Origin of the sequence: Rhodococcus sp. (in: high G+C Gram-positive bacteria), assembly GCF_049299235.1 — a bacterium.
Taxonomy (GTDB): domain Bacteria; phylum Actinomycetota; class Actinomycetes; order Mycobacteriales; family Mycobacteriaceae; genus Rhodococcus.
In genome coordinates this window covers 15,475-32,651 of record NZ_JBAQXC010000013.1, presented here as the reverse complement: position 1 = coordinate 32,651, position 17,177 = coordinate 15,475, and the positions used below count along the sequence as shown (strand labels likewise).

Annotated in this window: 15 protein-coding genes and 1 tRNA gene; 6 read left to right on the top strand and 10 right to left on the bottom strand. The window is 67.5% G+C overall.

The window, feature by feature from the left end; genetic code table 11:
• Positions 1-47: 47 nt before the first annotated feature.
• Genes thrC through argS form a run of 4 tightly spaced genes read right to left on the bottom strand, consistent with a single transcriptional unit; the run spans position 48 to position 5,528 of the window.
• Positions 48-1,139: a threonine synthase gene (gene thrC, locus WAX14_RS00920; RefSeq protein WP_422626215.1), complete on the bottom strand. Its 1,092-nt coding sequence runs from the start codon at positions 1,137-1,139 to the stop codon at positions 48-50.
• Positions 1,136-2,461 (bottom strand): homoserine dehydrogenase, encoded by a 1,326-nt coding sequence (locus WAX14_RS00915; protein ID WP_422626214.1) that lies wholly within the window; start codon positions 2,459-2,461, stop codon positions 1,136-1,138. The genes thrC and WAX14_RS00915 overlap by 4 nt, the downstream gene beginning before the upstream one ends.
• The gene (gene lysA, locus WAX14_RS00910) at positions 2,458-3,879 is read right to left on the bottom strand and encodes a diaminopimelate decarboxylase (protein WP_422626213.1); all 1,422 of its coding nucleotides are present in this window, start codon (positions 3,877-3,879) and stop codon (positions 2,458-2,460) included. Before lysA ends, WAX14_RS00915 begins: the two co-directional genes overlap by 4 nt.
• The gene (gene argS, locus WAX14_RS00905) at positions 3,876-5,528 is read right to left on the bottom strand and encodes an arginine--tRNA ligase (protein ID WP_422626212.1); all 1,653 of its coding nucleotides are present in this window, start codon (positions 5,526-5,528) and stop codon (positions 3,876-3,878) included. Before argS ends, lysA begins: the two co-directional genes overlap by 4 nt.
• A gap of 133 nt (positions 5,529-5,661) precedes the next feature.
• Between argS and WAX14_RS00900 the strand changes: the two genes are divergently transcribed.
• The 3 genes from WAX14_RS00900 (at position 5,662) to WAX14_RS00890 (ending at position 7,396) form a co-directional block, all read left to right on the top strand.
• Positions 5,662-6,492 (top strand): DUF3105 domain-containing protein, encoded by an 831-nt coding sequence (locus WAX14_RS00900; protein ID WP_422626237.1) that lies wholly within the window; start codon positions 5,662-5,664, stop codon positions 6,490-6,492.
• Positions 6,493-6,494: 2 nt separating this feature from the next.
• On the top strand, positions 6,495-7,220 hold the full coding sequence (locus WAX14_RS00895) for a DUF305 domain-containing protein (RefSeq protein ID WP_422626211.1): 726 nt from the start codon (positions 6,495-6,497) through the stop codon (positions 7,218-7,220).
• Positions 7,221-7,320: 100 nt separating this feature from the next.
• Positions 7,321-7,396 (top strand) — tRNA-Arg (locus WAX14_RS00890).
• A gap of 57 nt (positions 7,397-7,453) precedes the next feature.
• Here the strand turns inward: WAX14_RS00890 and WAX14_RS00885 are convergent.
• The 6 genes from WAX14_RS00885 to WAX14_RS00860 all read right to left on the bottom strand — a co-directional run bounded on the left by WAX14_RS00885 (position 7,454) and on the right by WAX14_RS00860 (position 13,894).
• Complete coding sequence (locus WAX14_RS00885) at positions 7,454-7,819, bottom strand: limonene-1,2-epoxide hydrolase family protein (RefSeq protein ID WP_422626210.1); 366 nt, start codon at positions 7,817-7,819, stop codon at positions 7,454-7,456.
• Positions 7,820-7,895: 76 nt separating this feature from the next.
• Complete coding sequence (locus tag WAX14_RS00880; RefSeq protein ID WP_422626209.1) at positions 7,896-8,900, bottom strand: MBL fold metallo-hydrolase; 1,005 nt, start codon at positions 8,898-8,900, stop codon at positions 7,896-7,898.
• 70 nt (positions 8,901-8,970) lie between these two features.
• Positions 8,971-10,092: a 3'(2'),5'-bisphosphate nucleotidase CysQ gene (locus tag WAX14_RS00875; protein WP_422626208.1), complete on the bottom strand. Its 1,122-nt coding sequence runs from the start codon at positions 10,090-10,092 to the stop codon at positions 8,971-8,973.
• Positions 10,089-11,912, bottom strand: a complete 1,824-nt coding sequence (cysC, locus tag WAX14_RS00870; RefSeq protein WP_422626207.1) for an adenylyl-sulfate kinase — start codon at positions 11,910-11,912, stop codon at positions 10,089-10,091. Before cysC ends, WAX14_RS00875 begins: the two co-directional genes overlap by 4 nt.
• Positions 11,912-12,844, bottom strand: coding sequence for a sulfate adenylyltransferase subunit CysD (gene cysD, locus WAX14_RS00865; RefSeq protein ID WP_422626206.1), 933 nt, complete (start codon positions 12,842-12,844; stop codon positions 11,912-11,914). Before cysD ends, cysC begins: the two co-directional genes overlap by 1 nt.
• 105 nt (positions 12,845-12,949) lie before the next feature.
• Entirely contained in the window at positions 12,950-13,894 is a 945-nt protein-coding gene (locus tag WAX14_RS00860; protein WP_422626205.1) for an IclR family transcriptional regulator, read from the bottom strand.
• Between the two features lie 83 nt (positions 13,895-13,977).
• Between WAX14_RS00860 and WAX14_RS00855 the strand changes: the two genes are divergently transcribed.
• Genes WAX14_RS00855 through WAX14_RS00845 form a run of 3 tightly spaced genes read left to right on the top strand, consistent with a single transcriptional unit; the run spans position 13,978 to position 17,137 of the window.
• Positions 13,978-15,144, top strand: coding sequence for a hypothetical protein (locus WAX14_RS00855; RefSeq protein WP_422626204.1), 1,167 nt, complete (start codon positions 13,978-13,980; stop codon positions 15,142-15,144).
• Positions 15,141-15,932 carry an SDR family oxidoreductase gene (locus WAX14_RS00850; protein ID WP_422626203.1) on the top strand — a complete coding sequence of 264 codons (792 nt, stop codon included), beginning with the start codon at positions 15,141-15,143 and terminating at the stop codon, positions 15,930-15,932. The genes WAX14_RS00855 and WAX14_RS00850 overlap by 4 nt, the downstream gene beginning before the upstream one ends.
• Before the next feature lie 56 nt (positions 15,933-15,988).
• Positions 15,989-17,137 carry a sulfotransferase family protein gene (locus WAX14_RS00845; protein ID WP_422626202.1) on the top strand — a complete coding sequence of 383 codons (1,149 nt, stop codon included), beginning with the start codon at positions 15,989-15,991 and terminating at the stop codon, positions 17,135-17,137.
• Positions 17,138-17,177 lie beyond the last annotated feature (40 nt).

Sequence of the window (17,177 nt, the reverse complement as noted above, 5' to 3'; positions counted from 1 at the left end):
GGAGGGCGTGGCGGTCACTGTGCTGCGCTCGAGACTGTTCCGGAGCCCTAGGCCAGCTCGAGCGCCGAAGCCACGGCGACCGGGTCGACCGGGATCGGCTGGACCACCGGGACATCACGCAGGGCGGTGTCGGGGTCCTTCAGTCCGTTGCCGGTGACGGTGCACACGACACGCAGGCCGCGCGGCAACCATCCGTCCTTCGCGGCGGCGAGCAGACCTGCGATCGACGCTGCCGACGCCGGCTCGACGAAGATCGACTCGGACTTCGCGAGCAGGTGGTACGCCTCGAGGATCTCGTCGTCGGTGGCGGCACGGAACGCGCCGTTCGACTCGTCCTTCGCGGCGACCGCACCGTTCCACGATGCGGGAGCACCGATCCGGATGGCCGTGGCGATGGTCTCCGGATCCTTGACCGGATGCCCCAGCACGAGCGGGGCCGCGCCGGCGGCCTGCACACCGAGCATGCGCGGGCGACGAGTGCTCACACCGTCCGCGAAGTACTCGGAATAACCCTTCCAGTACGCGGTGATGTTGCCCGCATTGCCGACCGGGAGGACATGCACGTCCGGAGCGTCACCGAGCGCATCGACGATCTCGAACGCGGCGGTCTTCTGCCCCTCGATACGGACCGGGTTGACCGAATTGACCAGCCCGATCGTCTGGAATTCCGCGGTCGTCTTGCGGGCGAGTTCGAGGCAGTCGTCGAAGTTGCCTTCGACCTGGACGATCTTCGCACCGTGCATGACGGCCTGGGCGAGCTTGCCCATGGCGATCTTACCCTGCGGCACGAGCACCGCACAGCCGATACCGGCGCGGGCCGCATATGCGGCGGCCGACGCGGAGGTGTTGCCGGTGGACGCACACAGCACGGCCTGCTTGCCGGTGGCCAGCGCCTCGGTGACGGCCATCGTCATGCCGCGGTCCTTGAAGGATCCGGTGGGGTTGAGACCTTCGACCTTGACGTGCACGTCGCAGCCGGTGATCTCGGAGAGGCGGGGCGCAGGCAGCAGCGGCGTGCCGCCTTCGCGCAGCGTCACCGTCTTCCAGCCGTCACCGATCGGCAGTCGCGCGCGATATGCCTCGATCAGACCCGGCCACGGGGTGTGCACAGGGGCGATGTTCTTCTCGGCCGCGCTCATTCGGCGGATCCTTCCAGTCTCAGGACACTGGTCACAGCGGTTACGGATTCGAGCTGGTCGAGTGCTGCGACGGTACTCGACAACGCTTCGTCGGTGGCCCGATGGGTGAGCACCACCAGTCGCGCACCATCCCCCGCACCCTCTTGGCGCACGACGGAAATGCTGACACCGCGCTTGGAGAATTCGGCCGCCACCGCGGCGAGCACACCCGCCCGGTCTGCGACCTGCAGGTTCACGTAGTAGCGGGTGACGATCTCGCTCATGGGCGCGATCTCGAGATCGGCGTACTTCGATTCCAGGGGGCCCCGACCACCCTGCACCCGGTTGCGCGCCGCCATCACCAGATCGCCCATCACGGCGGACGCGGTGGGTGCGCCGCCCGCGCCCTGACCGTAGAACATCAGCCGGCCGGAAGCCTGAGCCTCGACGACGACCGCGTTGAACGCGCCGGACACGGTGGCCAGCGGATGCTCGCGCGGAATCAACGCCGGATAGACCCGCGCGGACACCTTCTCCTTGCCGTCGGCACCGATGATGCGTTCGCAGATCGCGAGGAGTTTGACGTTGTAGTTCAGCGCCCGCGCCGTGGTGAGGTCGGCGGCGGTGACCTTCGAGATGCCTTCGCAGTACACGTCACCGGCGGTGACCCGGGTGTGGAAGGCGATGGATGCGAGGATCGCGGCCTTCGAGGCCGCATCGTAGCCTTCGACGTCCGCGGTCGGGTCCGCCTCGGCGTAGCCCAGCCTGCCGGCTTCGGCCAGTGCCTCGGCGTAGTCGGCGCCGGTTTCGTCCATCGCCGACAGGATGTAGTTGGTGGTGCCGTTGACGATGCCGATCACCCGGTCGACGCGATCACCCGCCAGGGACTGTGTCAGCGGGCGGATCACCGGGATCGCACCGGCGACCGCGGCCTCGAAGTACAGGTCGACGCGCTTGGCCTCGGCAGCCTCCGCCAGCTCGCCGGTGTACTCGGCGAGCAGTGCCTTGTTCGCCGTGACCACGGACTTACCGGCGTTGAGCGCGGCTCGGACGAGCTTGCGAGGCAAGTCGATTCCACCGATGACCTCGACGACGATGTCGACATCGTCGCGGGCGATGAGGGTTTCCGCATCGACGGTGAGCAACTCGACCGGAATTCCACGGTCCTCGGATACGGTGCGCACCGCGACACCCCGCAACTCCAGGGGCGCACCGATACGTGCTTCGAGATCGGCCGCGTCGTCCCGGATGATGCGGACGACCTCCGCGCCGACGGTGCCGTGGCCGAGCACTGCCACACCGACCGAGCGCCGCGATCGGCCGGTCTCCAATTCGGTCGTCACTCCGTAGCCTCCAAGCTGAGCAGATCTTCCACAGATTCCCGGCGCAGGACGATGCGGGCCGCACCGTCCTTGACCGCCACGACAGCGGGACGTGGCAGCAGGTTGTACCTGCTGGACATCGAATAGCAGTATGCACCGGTGGCGGCGACGGCCAGCACATCACCGGCAGCTACGTCGTCGGGCATCCACGTGTCGCGGATCACGATGTCGCCGCTCTCACAGTGCTTGCCGACGACCCTGGCAACGACCGGATCCGCCTCACTGACGCGTGACACCAGCCGAGCCTCGTATTCCGCCTGGTACAGCGACGTCCGGATGTTGTCGCTCATTCCCCCGTCGACGCTGATGTAGCGGCGGCTCTGTCCGGCCGCGACAGCCACATCCTTGATGGTGCCGACCTCGTAGAGAGTGATGGTGCCCGGCCCCGCGATCGCACGGCCCGGCTCGACCGCGAGTGTGGGGGTCGGCAGGCCCGCCAACGCAGATTCGGTACTCACGATGTCGCGTAGCTTGGCCGCGAGTTCGTCGACGGGCGGCGGGTCGTCGCTCGGCACGTAGGAGATGCCGAGACCGCCACCGAGGTCGACGATGTTCAACTGCGCGGTCTTGTCGACACCGAACTCGGCGACGATGTCGCGCAGCAGACCGATCACGCGATGCGCGGCCATCTCGAATCCGTCGACGTCGAAGATCTGCGATCCGATGTGACTGTGCAAGCCCACGAGACGCAGATTGTCGGTCGCGAAGACCCGCCGAACGGCGGCCATCGCCACTCCCCCGGCCAGCGAGAGCCCGAACTTCTGGTCCTCGTGCGCGGTGGAGATGAACTCGTGGGTGTGAGCCTCCACACCGACCGTGACGCGGATCAGGACGTCCTGGACGATGCCGTGTTCACCGGCGACCGTGTCGAGCCGTTCGATCTCGGCCATCGAGTCGAGCACGATGTGCCCGACCCCGGCCGACACCGCGGCATCCAGTTCCGGGACGGACTTGTTGTTGCCGTGCATCGCGATCTTCGCGGGGGGGAAACCTGCATGCAGCGCGACCGCGAGTTCACCGCCCGACGCGACATCGAGGCACAACCCCTCCTGATGCACCCAGCGCGCGATTTCGCTGCACAGGAATGCTTTGGACGCGTAGTGCACCTTCGCGTCGGGGCCGAACGCGGCGGCGATGTCGCGGCAGCGGGAGCGGAAGTCCGCCTCGTCGATCACGAACAGAGGCGTGCCGTATTTCGCGGCGAGATCGGTGACGGAGACGCCGGCGATGTGCACGACCCCGTCGTCGCCTCGGGTCGTGCTGCGCGGCCACACCTGCGGATGCAGCGCGTTGAGTTCCTCCGCGGTCGCGGGTCGTTCGGGCAGTCCCGGTGCGTGCTGGATCTCGGCGTGCCGGGGCCCGGCCGGATGCGCGTTCACATCCGCTCCGGGGCGGTGACGCCGAGCAGTCCGAGACCGTTGGCGAGAACCTGGCGTGCCGCCGCGCACAGGGCGAGGCGCGCGGTGTGCAGATCGCCGGGTTCCTCGTCGCCGAGCGGGAGGATCCGGCAGGCGTCGTAGAACCGGTGGTACGTGCCGGCGAGTTCTTCGAGATAGCGGGCGACCCGGTGGGGTTCGCGTAGTTCCGCGGCCTTCGCGACGACCCTCGGATACTCCCCGATGGTGCGGATCAGGTCTCCTTCGCGGTCATGGGTGAGCAGCGCGAGGTTCGCGCCCTCGCCGCCGAGGCCGAGGTCGGCGGCGTTGCGCGCGATCGACGACAGCCGGGCGTGCGCATACTGCACGTAGTACACCGGGTTCTCGTTGCCGGTCGACGTCCACAGTTCCAGGTCGATGTCGATGCTCTGGTCGACCGACGAGCGCACCAGCGAGTAGCGTGCCGCGTCGACACCGATCGCCTCGACGAGGTCGTCGAGGGTGATGACGGTGCCGGCGCGCTTGCTCATCTTCACGGCCTGCCCGTCGCGGACGAGGTTGACCATCTGGCCGATCAGAACCTCGACGGTGTCGGGATCGTCGCCGAACGCGGCAGCCGCGGCCTTGAGGCGGCCGATGTAGCCGTGGTGGTCGGCGCCGAGCATGTAGATGCACAGGTCGAAGCCCCGCGCGCGCTTGTCCTGGAAGTAGGCGATGTCGCCGGCGATGTACGCGGCGTGGCCGTCGGATTTGATGACGACGCGGTCCTTGTCGTCACCGAAGTCGGTGCTCTTGAGCCACCACGCACCGTCCTCGTTGTACAGGTTGCCGGAGCCTTTGAGCGTCTCGACTGCCTTGTCGACCGCACCGGACTCGAACAGCGAGTTCTCGTGGAAGTACACATCGAAGTCGACGCCGAAGTCGTGCAGTGTGCGCTTGATGTGCGCGAACATCAGATCGACGCCGATCGAACGGAACACCTCGTGCCGGTCGGCCTCGGGCTGGTCGAGGGCGTCCGGCCGCTGCTCGACCACGGCGTCCGCGATCTCGGTGATGTAGTCACCGGCGTAGCCGTCCTCGGGCGGGGGAAGCTTCGACGCGGAGGCGATCAGCGAGCGGGTGAAGCGGTCGATCTGTCCGCCGTGATCGTTGAAGTAGTACTCGCGGGTGACCGCTGCTCCCTGCGTCGACAGGATCCGGCCGAGCGCATCGCCGACGGCCGCCCAGCGGGTACCGCCGAGGTGAATCGGGCCGGTGGGATTCGCGGAGACGAACTCCAGGTTGATCTTCTGTCCGGCGAGGGCATCGGCATTGCCGTATGCCGAGAGCTCGGTGAGAACATTCGCGACGATGGCGCCCTGTGCGTCGGCGGCGAGCCGGATATTGAGGAAGCCCGGCCCGGCGACATCGGCGGAGTCGATACCGTCGGCGGCGGTGAGCGCGGCCGCCAGCCACGTTGCGAGCTCGCGCGGGTTCACACCTGCCTTTTTCGCGACCTGCATCGCGACGTTGGTCGCGTAGTCGCCGTGCTCGGGGTTCCTGGGTCGCTCGACCGTGAGGGTGTCGGGCAGGACGGACACGTCGAGGTCACGCTCGGCGAGCACCCTCGCGGCGGTCTCGTGTAGCAATTCTGCAAGGTCGGCAGGAGTCACAGGGGTTCATCCTATTGGCTGGGCCCGACGAGCACCGACGGTGCCCCGGATGAGTGCGCCCGTACAGTTGTGGGGGCACGCGACCCCAGGGGTCGCCGTCTCGTTGTCCATCCGATCGAAAGAGCTACCAGCGATGCCCAGCGGTTCGGTTAACGGTGGTTCCGGCAAGAAGCCCGGCGCCAAGTCCGCGAAGGCCATTTCGGCCGCAGCGAAGAGCGGTGGGGGCCGCGGGCTTCCCAAACAGCGCCAGATCCCGTGGATGGTGATCGGCGGCGTCGTCGTGGTGATCGCTCTGATCGCGGTGATCGCGGTGAGTATCGTCCCGAAATTTCAGGATCAGCAGGAGCTGGCGGTATGGACGCCGTCGGAATCGAACCAGAACCCGTCCACCGAGATCGACGGCATCGTGACGGCCGAGTATCCGGCGGGGCGGCACATCGATTCGACGCAGCGCGTCGCCTACGACCGGACACCGCCGTTCGGTGGGCCGCACGACGCGATCTGGGCGACCTGCACCGGGACCGTCTACCCGGAAGCGATCCGCACGGAAAACGCGGTGCACTCGCTCGAGCACGGCGCGGTGTGGATCACCTACAACCCGGATCTGGTCGACGACGCCACCATCGACACACTCGCGGCGCGGGTCGACGGTAACTCCTACACCATGCTGTCGCCGTATCCGGGACAGTCCGCACCGATCTCGCTGCAGGCCTGGGGTCACCAACTCGCGGTCGATTCGGCCGACGACGAACGGATCGGTCACTTCATCGCGGCGCTGCGCCTGAACAAGTACACGTATCCCGAGGTCGGTGCGAGTTGCTCGACGATTCCCGGATCGTTCGATCCGTCGAATCCCCCGCCGTTCGATGCGTCCGCGCCCGGCCCGGATGCGGTGCCGATGGACGGCGGTGCCCTCGACCCCGCCGAAGCGCAAACCGACATGCAGGCCCCGGCGGGTAGCTGACGATGACCGACGATGTCGCGCAGGATCGCACGGCCCCCGGTTCGGGGCAGCGTCGAATGCTGGTGGTACTCGGGGTGATCGCCGCGCTCGCGGTCGGATTCCTGCTCGGTTTCCTGGCGCGGATTCCCTTCGGGGATTCACAGGCCGCTCCGGCAGCCGATTCCGTGGATGTCGGGTTCTCCCAGGACATGACCGTGCACCACAATCAGGCGATCGAGTTGGCCACGATCGCGCTGACCGAATCATCGGATCAGCGCGTGAAGAATCTGGCCTACGACATCCTCACCACCCAGCAGAATCAGGTGGGTCAGATGCAGGGCTGGCTGGCGCTGTGGGATCGCGCGCCGCTACCGGCCGGTGCGTACATGACCTGGATGGGCGAGGACGGCGAGCACGCACACGACGGTCACGACGGTCACGACGGTCACGGATCGGACGGTCACGGATCGGACGATGTCGGGACCGGACCGATGCCCGGGATGGCATCGTCGCAGGACCTGACCGATCTGCGTGCTGCCTCTGGTCCGGAACTCGACGTGCTGTTCCTGCAGTTGATGCTGCGACACCATGAGGGCGGACTGCCCATGATGGAGTACGGGGCCGAGCATGCGGAGGTCGCCACCGTGCGCACGCTGGCGCAGACGATGGTCGACACCCAGACCAGCGAATCGCAACTGATGACCTCGATGCTCGCCGAGCGCGGTGCGCAACCGCTTCCGATGAACTGACGATCTCGGGGTGAAAACCGCCGTTGACCAGGCGATGTGGCGTATGGCCGACAATGCGCTAGGCTAACTCCGCGCCACCGGTCAGCCGGTGGTTCCGGATGCCCTCGTAGCTCAGGGGATAGAGCGCTTGCCTCCGGAGCAAGAAGTCGCAGGTTCGAATCCTGCCGAGGGCACCACGAGAAGACGGGCCCCGCTTCGATTTCGAAGCGGGGCCCGTCTTCTTTCGTCCGGGTCTACTCGGCCGGCGCGGCCAGCGACCCCATATCGAAGTAGTCCCGCCACGCGGCGATCTTCCCGTCGGCCACCTCGAACGACCCCATGACGGGCACCTCGACCGGGCACCCGTTCACAGTCAACACGTCGACGCGTTCGTTGAGGACCAGGGTTCCGTTCGCCACCTGCCGGTGGATGCGGAAGTCGATACCGCCGAACGACGCGACCATCCCGGCGAAGTACTCCTCGATGGCAGCCCGGCCGTGGACCGCCTCCAACGGAATGTTGTGGTACACCGCATCGTCGGTGAAGTACGCGGCGAGCGTGGCGGGTTCCGGATCTGCCCAGGCGGCGCAGAATTCGGTCACGAGCTGTTCCGGTGTCATCGCGTTCCTCCTGATGCAGTCCGATCTGTTGCAATCCGATCTGTTGCAATCCGATCTGTTGCAATCCGATCGGGGATCACACGCGGACGAAGCGCGCCGGGTCGGTCCCCGGAACACGACGGGCGCGCCCCCGTTCGATGAGGTGCCGGATGTGCGCCGAGCCCTCGGACATGGCCATCTGCTTGCCACGCGGCGGGGTTTCGCCCCACGGCCGGTACCACGTCATGCGCTCGGTGGCCTGCCACAACGTCAACTCCTCGTCGCCGAACGCGTCGTACAGGTCGTCGAGGCGGTGTTCGTGGTGTTCGACGAGCGCCTCGGTGCGGGCCGCGAGGTCGTCGATCGGCTGCCGGTGCGCCGGCAGGGTACGCCGGGCGGGCAAGGTCGCAACGGCGCGCAGCGACTCGAGGAATTCACCCAGCGCGTCGCGTTCCGCGACGGGGAAGTCGAACTCGCCGACGTGCGGGGTCGTCGTGGCGAGCACATGGTCGCCGCTGAAGAGGATGTCGTGCTCCTCGATGTAGAAGCAGGCATGGCCGGGAGTGTGACCCGGGGTGAATACGGTGCGCAATGTCCGGCCGGCGAGCGGGATCGTCTCGTCGTCCTTCAGAATCCGATCCGGCATCTCGTCCGGGATGCCGTCGCGATCCCGCTCTGCGGCGAGGAAGACGTCGATCTGGTCTGCGGGGGCACCGGCCTTCTGCCATTGGTCGAGGTCTCGGCTTGCCCAGTCGCGGCTTGCTCGGTCGTGGCCGGCCATCATGTGCCCGAGTTGCTCGAAGTCGGCTTCGTGCATGCCGACCCAGCATCCGGACGCTTCACGGATTCGACCGGTGAGGCCGACGTGGTCGGGATGGAAGTGCGTGACGACGACGCCTTCGACGTCGGCGACCGACAACCCGGCCGAGGCGAGTCCGGATTGCAATGCGGCCCAGGATGTGTCGTTGTTCCAGCCCACGTCTACGAGGATCACCCCGCCCGGGGATTCGACCGTGTACACCTGGGTGTCGCCGACCGGAAGGTCTGCGACGGGCACCGGTATCGCATGGATTCCGTCACCGATATCGCGCGCTTGATTCATGTTGCCTCCACAATGTGCACTACTGCATCTTCCTCAACCTCTCTACATCTACGCCGCCGATCGAAAAGGTTCAACTATTCTGCGGATGCGGTTCGATAATCGCGACGATCGAGCGGATCTCCCCCGCCGGGATCGCGAAATGCTCGGTCACCGCCACCGTCACTTCCGCACCCGCACCCGCGTCGATGTCCAGCAGGAATCGCGCGACGACGTCGTGGTGCCACTCGCGGAACGTCAGGTCACGGACCCGCCGGAGCGGCCGATACTCGGGCCCGTTCTCGAGCCGGTCCCGGATCTCCGGGCCACTGTCGCCGGTGCGCTCGCCGTTCTCCACCCGCCACGCGTCGGCGGCCAGTCGCACGTGCGACGCGTCGTGACCGATCAGCGACGTGATGTAGGCGCGCGCCATCGCGACCCGCGGACTGTCGACGGGAGCGGTCGCGTGCTCGGCGATCGCAGCCATGAGCGTCGGGGCCCAGTCACGCCGGCAGATCACCAGATCCGGCAGGTACGGGTGCGGGCGGTTGTATTCGAGATCGCTGCCGTCGATCCGCGCACAGAACAGTCCCGCTGCCTGTGCGACCGCCACCGGGGCGGCCGAATCCCATTCCCATTGCCCGCCCGCGTGGACGTATGCGTCGGCCTCACCGCGGACCACCGCCATGGCTTTCGCCCCTGCCGAGCCCATGCGCACGAGATCCGCTCCGACGGTGGTGGCCACCGCCCCGATGAACTCCGGCGGACGGCTACCGCTGATCACGATGCGCGGCCGGCCGTCGCCGAGTGCGCGGCGCTTCGCGGTAGGCACGTGCTCGGTGCCGTAGACGGCGCCGAACGCCGGTTGCGCGACCGCGCCCGCGGTGAGTCCGCGCCCCGATTCCCACAGTGCGACGTGCACTGCCCAGTCGGTGCGCCTCGGCATTCCGTACTCCTTCGACCCGTCGAGCGGATCGATGATCCAGACCCGCTCGGCGTCGACGCGGGCCGGATCGTCGGCGGATTCCTCGGACAGCACGGCGTCGCCGGGGCGGCGACCTGCGAGCAGGTCGAGGATCAGGGCGTTCGCGGCGTGGTCGCCGTGGCGGCCGAGTTCGCGACCGCTCAGGGTGTCCCCTTCGGTGGCGCGGACCGTCAGGAGCAGTTCTCCCGCGGCTGCGGCGATCTCGGCCGCGAGGGCGGCGTCGTCTGTCATGCGCCCAACACTTTCATGATTCGGGCGGCCTGCGCGGCCGGATCACCGTCGGCAGGTCGCAGCACCAGTTCGGGCGCGAGGGGCGGCTCGTACGGGTCGTCGACGCCGGTGAATCCGGTGATCTCGCCCGCGCGCGCCCGGGCGTACATGCCCTTGGGATCACGTGCCTCGCAGTCGGCGATCGGGGTGTCGACGAACACCTCGACGAACGGGATACCGGCCGCGGTGTGCTGCTCCCGGATCCGGTCGCGGTCGGCGCGGTACGGGCTGATCAACGAACACACGGCGACCAGCCCGGCATCGGCCATCAGTTGCGCGACCGCACCGACGCGGCGCACGTTCTCGGCACGGTCGTCGGGACCGAACCCCAGGTCGGCGTTGAGCCCGTGACGCAGATTGTCGCCGTCGAGGCGGTAGGCCGGAATGCCTGCGGTGAGCAGCCGCCGTTCCAACTCGGACGCGACCGTGGACTTCCCCGAGGCGGACAGCCCGGTGAGCCACACCGTCGTGCCCGCGGCGCCGCGGTCGGCACGCCCGGCCTCGGCGGTGTGCCATACGACGCCGGCGTCGGTGAGAGTCGGTCCGGTGATCATGCCTGCCGCGACGGTGCTGCCGGTGGTCTCGTCGACGAGGATGAAACTGCCGGTGGTGCGGTTGCGCCGATACGGATCGAACAGCAGTGGCTGCTGCGTGCGCAGCTGGACCCGTCCGATCTCGTTGAGGCCCAGCGTGGTCGATGTCTCGTCTCGATGCAACGTGTTGACGTCGAGGCGGTAGTCGAGTCGCACGGCGCGGGCGTGGACCGACTTCGTGGTGTGCGCCAGCACGTAGCGGGCGGCCGGATCGAGACTCGAACGCTCGGTGAGCCAGCAAACCATCGCGTCGATCTCGGTGCCGACGAGCGGGCGGTTGTTGGGTCTGCACAGCATGTCGCCGCGGCTGATGTCGCGTTCGTCCTCGAGTTCGATGCACACCGCTGCGCCGGCGAACGCGCGGTCGAGCGATTGTCCGCCGGGGCCCCAGATGCGTTCGACCCGGGTCGCGAACCCGGACGGCAGTGCAACCACCTCGTCGCCCGGCTTGAAGACACCGCTGGCCACGGTGCCCGCGTATCCGCGGAAGTCGCGCTCGGTGCGGATGACGTACTGGACGGGCATGCGCGCGTCGATGAGGTTGTGGTCGGAACCGATGTGTACCTGTTCGAGGTGATGCAGCAGCGAGGTTCCCTCGTACCACGGCATGTTCGCGGTGCGCCCGACCACGTTGTCGCCCTGCAGCGCCGAGATCGGCACGAAACTCAGGTCGTGGATCTCGAGTTTGGCCGCGAATCCCCGGAACTCGTCACAGATGTCGTCGAAGCGGTCCTGCGACCAGTCCACCAGGTCCATCTTGTTGACACACAGCACGAGGTGCGGCACGCCGAGCAGGCTCGACAGGAAGGCATGGCGACGGGTCTGTTCGACCATTCCTTTGCGGGCATCGACGAGGATCAGCGCGAGATCGGCGGTCGAGGCGCCGGTGACCATGTTGCGGGTGTACTGCTCGTGCCCCGGCGTATCCGCGATCATGAAGCTGCGGTGCGGCGTCGCGAAGTAGCGGTACGCGACGTCGATGGTGATGCCCTGTTCGCGTTCGGCGCGCAAGCCGTCGGTGAGCAATGCCAGGTCGGTGTGCTCGGCGCCGCGGGACCGGCTGGTGCGGGCCACGGCCTCGAGTTGGTCTTCGAAGACGGCCTTGGAATCGAACAGCAACCGGCCGATCAGCGTGGACTTGCCGTCGTCGACGCTGCCTGCGGTTGCGATGCGCAACAGTCGGGACATCAGAAGTACCCTTCCTTCTTGCGGTCTTCCATGCCGGCCTCGGAGATCCGGTCGTCGGCGCGGGTGGCGCCGCGTTCGGTGATGCGGCTCGTGGCGACTTCGGCGACGACCTGGGCGGCGTCGGTTGCGGTGGATTCGACGCATCCGGTGCAGGTGGCATCGCCCACGGTGCGGAAGCGCACGAGCGCCTCGCGGGTTTCTTCGTCGGGCGTCGTCGTCAGGAATCTGGTGTGCGCGAGCAGCATTCCGTCGCGCTCGACGACGGGCCTTCGGTGCGCGTAGTACAGCGAGGGCAGGTCGATGTTCTCGTCACGCACGTACGACCAGATGTCGAGTTCGGTCCAGTTCGACAATGGGAACACCCGGATGTGTTCACCCTTGCGGTGCCGCCCGTTGTACAGGTGCCACAGTTCGGGTCGCTGGGACTTGGGATCCCATTGCCCGAATTCGTCGCGGAAGCTGAAGATGCGTTCCTTGGCTCGTGCCTTCTCCTCGTCGCGGCGCGCGCCGCCGAAGACCGCGTCGAATCGGCCGTCGCGGAGGGCACGAAGCAGGGTGCCGGTCTGCAACCGGTTCCGGCTCGCGTGCGGGCCGGTGTCCTCGACGGCGCGGCCGGCGTCGATGTCGTCCTGGACGGACGCGACGATCAGGCGGAGCCCGAGCGTGCCCACGATACGATCGCGGAATTCGACGAGTTCGTCGAAGTTGTGACCGGTGTCGATGTGCAGTACTGGGAACGGTAGCGGGGCCGGCCAGAACGCCTTGGCGGCGAGGTGGAGCATCACCACCGAATCCTTGCCGCCGGAGAAAAGCAGCACCGGCCGCTCGAAGGTGGCCGCGACCTCACGGAAGATGTGCACGGATTCGGCCTCGAGTGCGCCGAGCGGCGTCAACTCGTAGGAAGGTGGTCGGAACGGCTGTGCCGTGGTCATCGTTGCTCCCGGCCGGTTGGTCCAAATATGTACCGATATGGTCGAAACTTCTCGGCCAACGATAGAACGAGTTCCAATTCCGGGTCAACGACTTCCCGTTCCGAGTCAGCGCCCGGGGCGACGACCCCCCAGTTCCGCTGTGATCGCGTCGGCCGCCGCAACGAGTGCCTCGCCGCGCTGCGCGATCTCCTCCGCCTCGATCTCGCCCTCGACATGCAGGGCCAGCACCAGCGACTGGTGCCCGTCCGGGTCGTAGGCCGGCGCGGCGATCAAGTTCACCGCGTGGACCTGCCCGGAAGGCATCGCCGACGGCAGCAGGACACGCTCACCCGGACTGGACACCAGTTCGCCCAGCAGCTCACGCAGTTCGGGGGCGAGATCATGCGCGACGACCCCGGCCATCAGCGCGTACAGCCGTCGACCGCCACGGGTGAGCGACTCGACGAGGTAGCCGGTGCGCCGGCACTCGTCCACGACCCGTTGTACGTGCGGGCGATCGAGCCGCACCGGCAGGGTCGGTTCCCGTCTCAGCCACCGCTCGAGCCGTTCGTCGGCATCCCACAGGACGTACATCAGACCCACCGGCGGCGCGAACGGGTACACCTCCCCCACCCGCGCTGCCGCGGTGGCACCGCGAGGACCGACGACGTCGAGCACCGCGATCCGGTCGCCGACCACGGCCGACGCAGTGCAGGCCGCGTCGAACCGCACGCTGAGATCCGCCAGATGCTTGTGTGCCACCGGCCCCACCGCGAAGCCGCGCTGCGCGGCCCGGCCGGCGACGATCAGCGCCGGGCCCAAGCCGTAGGTCTTGCCGACCGGGTCGCGCAACAGGTAGCCCGCGTCCACGAGTGCGGTCAGGATTCCCAGGCAGGTCGGCTTGCTGAGGTCGAGCTCGCGGGCCAGTTCGGACAGGCCGAATCGGCTCCCCGGGTGGGCGACGAGGTGGTCGAGGACCTGGACGACCCGCTCGGTGGGCGGCGAACGGCGTGCGGAACCGGCCTCCGGTTCCGTATCGCCGGTGATCGACGCCGAGTCGCTGCGAACCATTGACCACTCCCTGTAACACGTTCTATCGTCGGCTGACCGAAGCCTACCGCAGCGGTACATATTTGGACCATAGGGAGATCGAAGTGCTCACCGATCCGCTCACCGCGGCGATCGCCGAAGCCGAGAAGCTCGTCGCCACCGCGCCGCACATCCGCACCGACCAGGACCTCGTCGAGGGATACGGCTACCTTGCCGGCGGCATCGCGGCATGCGTGCACGCGGCCTGGGCACACAGCAGCACCCACCCCGTGCTCATCACCGGCACCGATCCCTACTCGAAGATGGGTCTGGACAATCCCGACACCCTCTACTGGGGTGCCGCGGTGCGCGAGGACGCCGAGTACGTCGTCACCGGGCGTCGCGGTACCACCTGCGACCTGAGTTTCCAGGTGCTCGCCGGCAACTACACCGACGCGAACGTGCCCGGCAACGTCACCGCCTTCGACGACCGCGCAATCCGCATCGCCGACGACGGCACATTCGAGGTGCGTTTCGGCCCCGGACCCGCCGACCCCGCGAACAACTACTTCACTCTCGCGCCCGGCTCCTCGCAACTCGTCGTCCGCGAGGTGTACAGCGACTGGTCACAGCGGCGCGGGACGGTCCGGATCGATCGCGTCGACACGCTCGGCGTGCCCGCCCCCCAGCCGACGCACGCCGATGCCGTCAAACGCTACGAACGTGCCGGCCGTGCACTCGTGTCGCGGGTGAAGACGTGGCTGCAATTCCCGGAGTGGTTCTACCTGAAACTACCCGTCAACACCGTCACCGAGCCGCGCCGCACTCCCGGCGGCCTCGACACCCAATACTCGTCGGTGGGGCACTACGAACTCGCCGACGACGAGGCGATGATCCTCACCGTCCCCGCGTCCGACGCCCCGTATCTGGGCTTCCAGATCGGCAGCCTCTGGTACATCTCGCTCGACTACATCCACCACCAGACGTCACTGAACAATACTCAGGCCCAGGTCGACCCCGACGGCAACGTGCGCATCGTCGTCGCACACCGCAACCCCGGCGTCGTGAACTGGATCGAGACGCTCGGCCGCAGCCGTGGCATCCTGCAATTCCGCTGGCAGCGCGTCGACCGCGACCTCGCCGCCACGGACGGCCCCACCGCACAGGTGGTTCCGTTCGACGACGTCGCCGAGTCCCTGCCGTTCCACGAATCCAACCGCATCACCACCGACCAGTGGTCGCAGCGGATCGCCGCACGCCAGACCGCGATCGCCGATCGGATGCAGGCATGAGCGCGCCGGCCGGACTGCTCCGCGACCGGGTCGTCGTGATCTCCGGTGTCGGACCGGGTCTCGGGCGCACGCTCGCGATCCGGTGCGCCGAACACGGCGCCGACGTCGTTCTCGCCGCCCGAACCCGCGAGCGGCTCGACGAGGTCGCCGCCGAGGTCACCGCCCTGGGGCGGCGCGCCCTGAGCGTGCCCACCGACATCACCGACGACGAGTCCGCCGCCGCTCTCGCCGCGACCGCCGTCGACGAGTTCGGGGCTGTCCACGCGCTCGTCAACAACGCGTTCTCCATTCCGTCCATGAAACCGCTGGCACGCACCGACTTCCAGCAGATCCGTGACAGCGTCGAATTGACGGTGCTCGGCGCGCTCCGCCTGACCCAGTTGTTCACCCCCACCTTGACGGACTCGAACGGCGCTGTGGTGAACATCAATTCGATGGTTCTTCGGCATTCACAGGAGCGGTACGGCAGCTACAAGCTCGCCAAGTCGGCGCTGCTGGCGGTGTCGCAGTCACTGGCCACCGAACTCGGACCACACGGTATTCGCGTGAATTCCGTTGCTCCCGGCTATATTTGGGGTCCGATTCTGCAGGGCTACTTCGAGCATCAGGCGAGCAAGTACGGCACCACCGTCGAACAGATCTACGACCACACCGCTGCGGCCACCGACCTGCGGCGCCTGCCCACCACCGACGAGATCGCCGATGCCGTGATCTTCCTGGCCTCGCCGATGTCCTCGGCGATCACCGGGCAGTGCCTCGACGTCAACTGCGGCGAATTCCATCATTGATCCGTGTGCCTTTTGGGCCCCTGGAGGGGCCGACAAGGCACACGGGAGGAGGCCCCATGAACGACCGCACCACCATCGGCAGCGCCGAGTCGCTGCACGAATCCGCCACCCGACTGACCGGACTGACCGATTTCGGCACCGACGACTACCGCGACGGCATCGACATCCTGCTCGACTCGTACGCACGCGACGAAAAACTGACCCCGCTCGGCAGCAAGATGTCGCGGGTGTTCCTGCGCGGGGCACTGGTCGCGCGACTGCTGTCCGAGGCCGCGTGGAAGCAGCATCCCGAGCACGCCGACGTCGAGATCACCCGTCCCATCTTCGTCACCGGACTGCCCCGCACCGGCACCACCGCCCTACACCGCCTGCTCACCGCCGACCCCGCCCACCAGGGCCTCGAGATGTGGTTGACGGAAATGCCACAGCCACGACCGCCACGCAACACCTGGGCAGCCAATCCCGTGTTCGCCGGCATCGAAGCGGGCTTCGCGCAGCACCACGTCGAGCATCCCGAGTTCATGGGCGTGCACTACATGTCCGCGGGCGAGGTCGAGGAATGCTGGCAACTGCTCCGCCAGTCGTTCCGGTCCGTCTCGTACGAGTGCCTCGCGCATCTCCCCACCTATTCGCAGTGGCTGGCCGGGCAGGACTGGACGAGCGCGTACGTCCGGCACCGGCGCAACCTGCAACTCATCGGCCTGCCCGATGCCGAGAAACGGTGGGTACTCAAGAATCCCAGTCACCTGTTCGCGCTCGACGAGTTGCTCACCGTGTATCCGGACGCGCTGGTCGTGGTCACCCACCGCGACCCGCGCACCATCATTCCGTCGATGTGCAGCCTGGCGGCACACGCCACGAACGGCTGGTCCGAGGCGTTCGTCGGTGACACCATCGGCCGCAGCCAACTCGACCTGTGGGCGCGTGGCTTCGACACGTTCACCGAGGCACGCGCACGCCACGACCAGGCTCAGTTCGTCGACGTCGACTACCGCGAGTTCGTGTCCGACCCGCTGGGCACCATCGGATCGCTCTACGACAGCTTCGGCATCGAACTCGGCTCAGCGGCGGAATCCGCGATGGCGGCGATGCACACCGACAGTCGCCAGGGCGACCGCAAACCCGCACACCGCTACACCCTGGAGGAGTTCGGGCTCACCGTGGCCGATGTCGACGAACGATTCCCCGACTACGCGTTCCGCTGACGTTGGTTGCGTCGTCCGCCGCCCTGCCCGACTGTCGCCG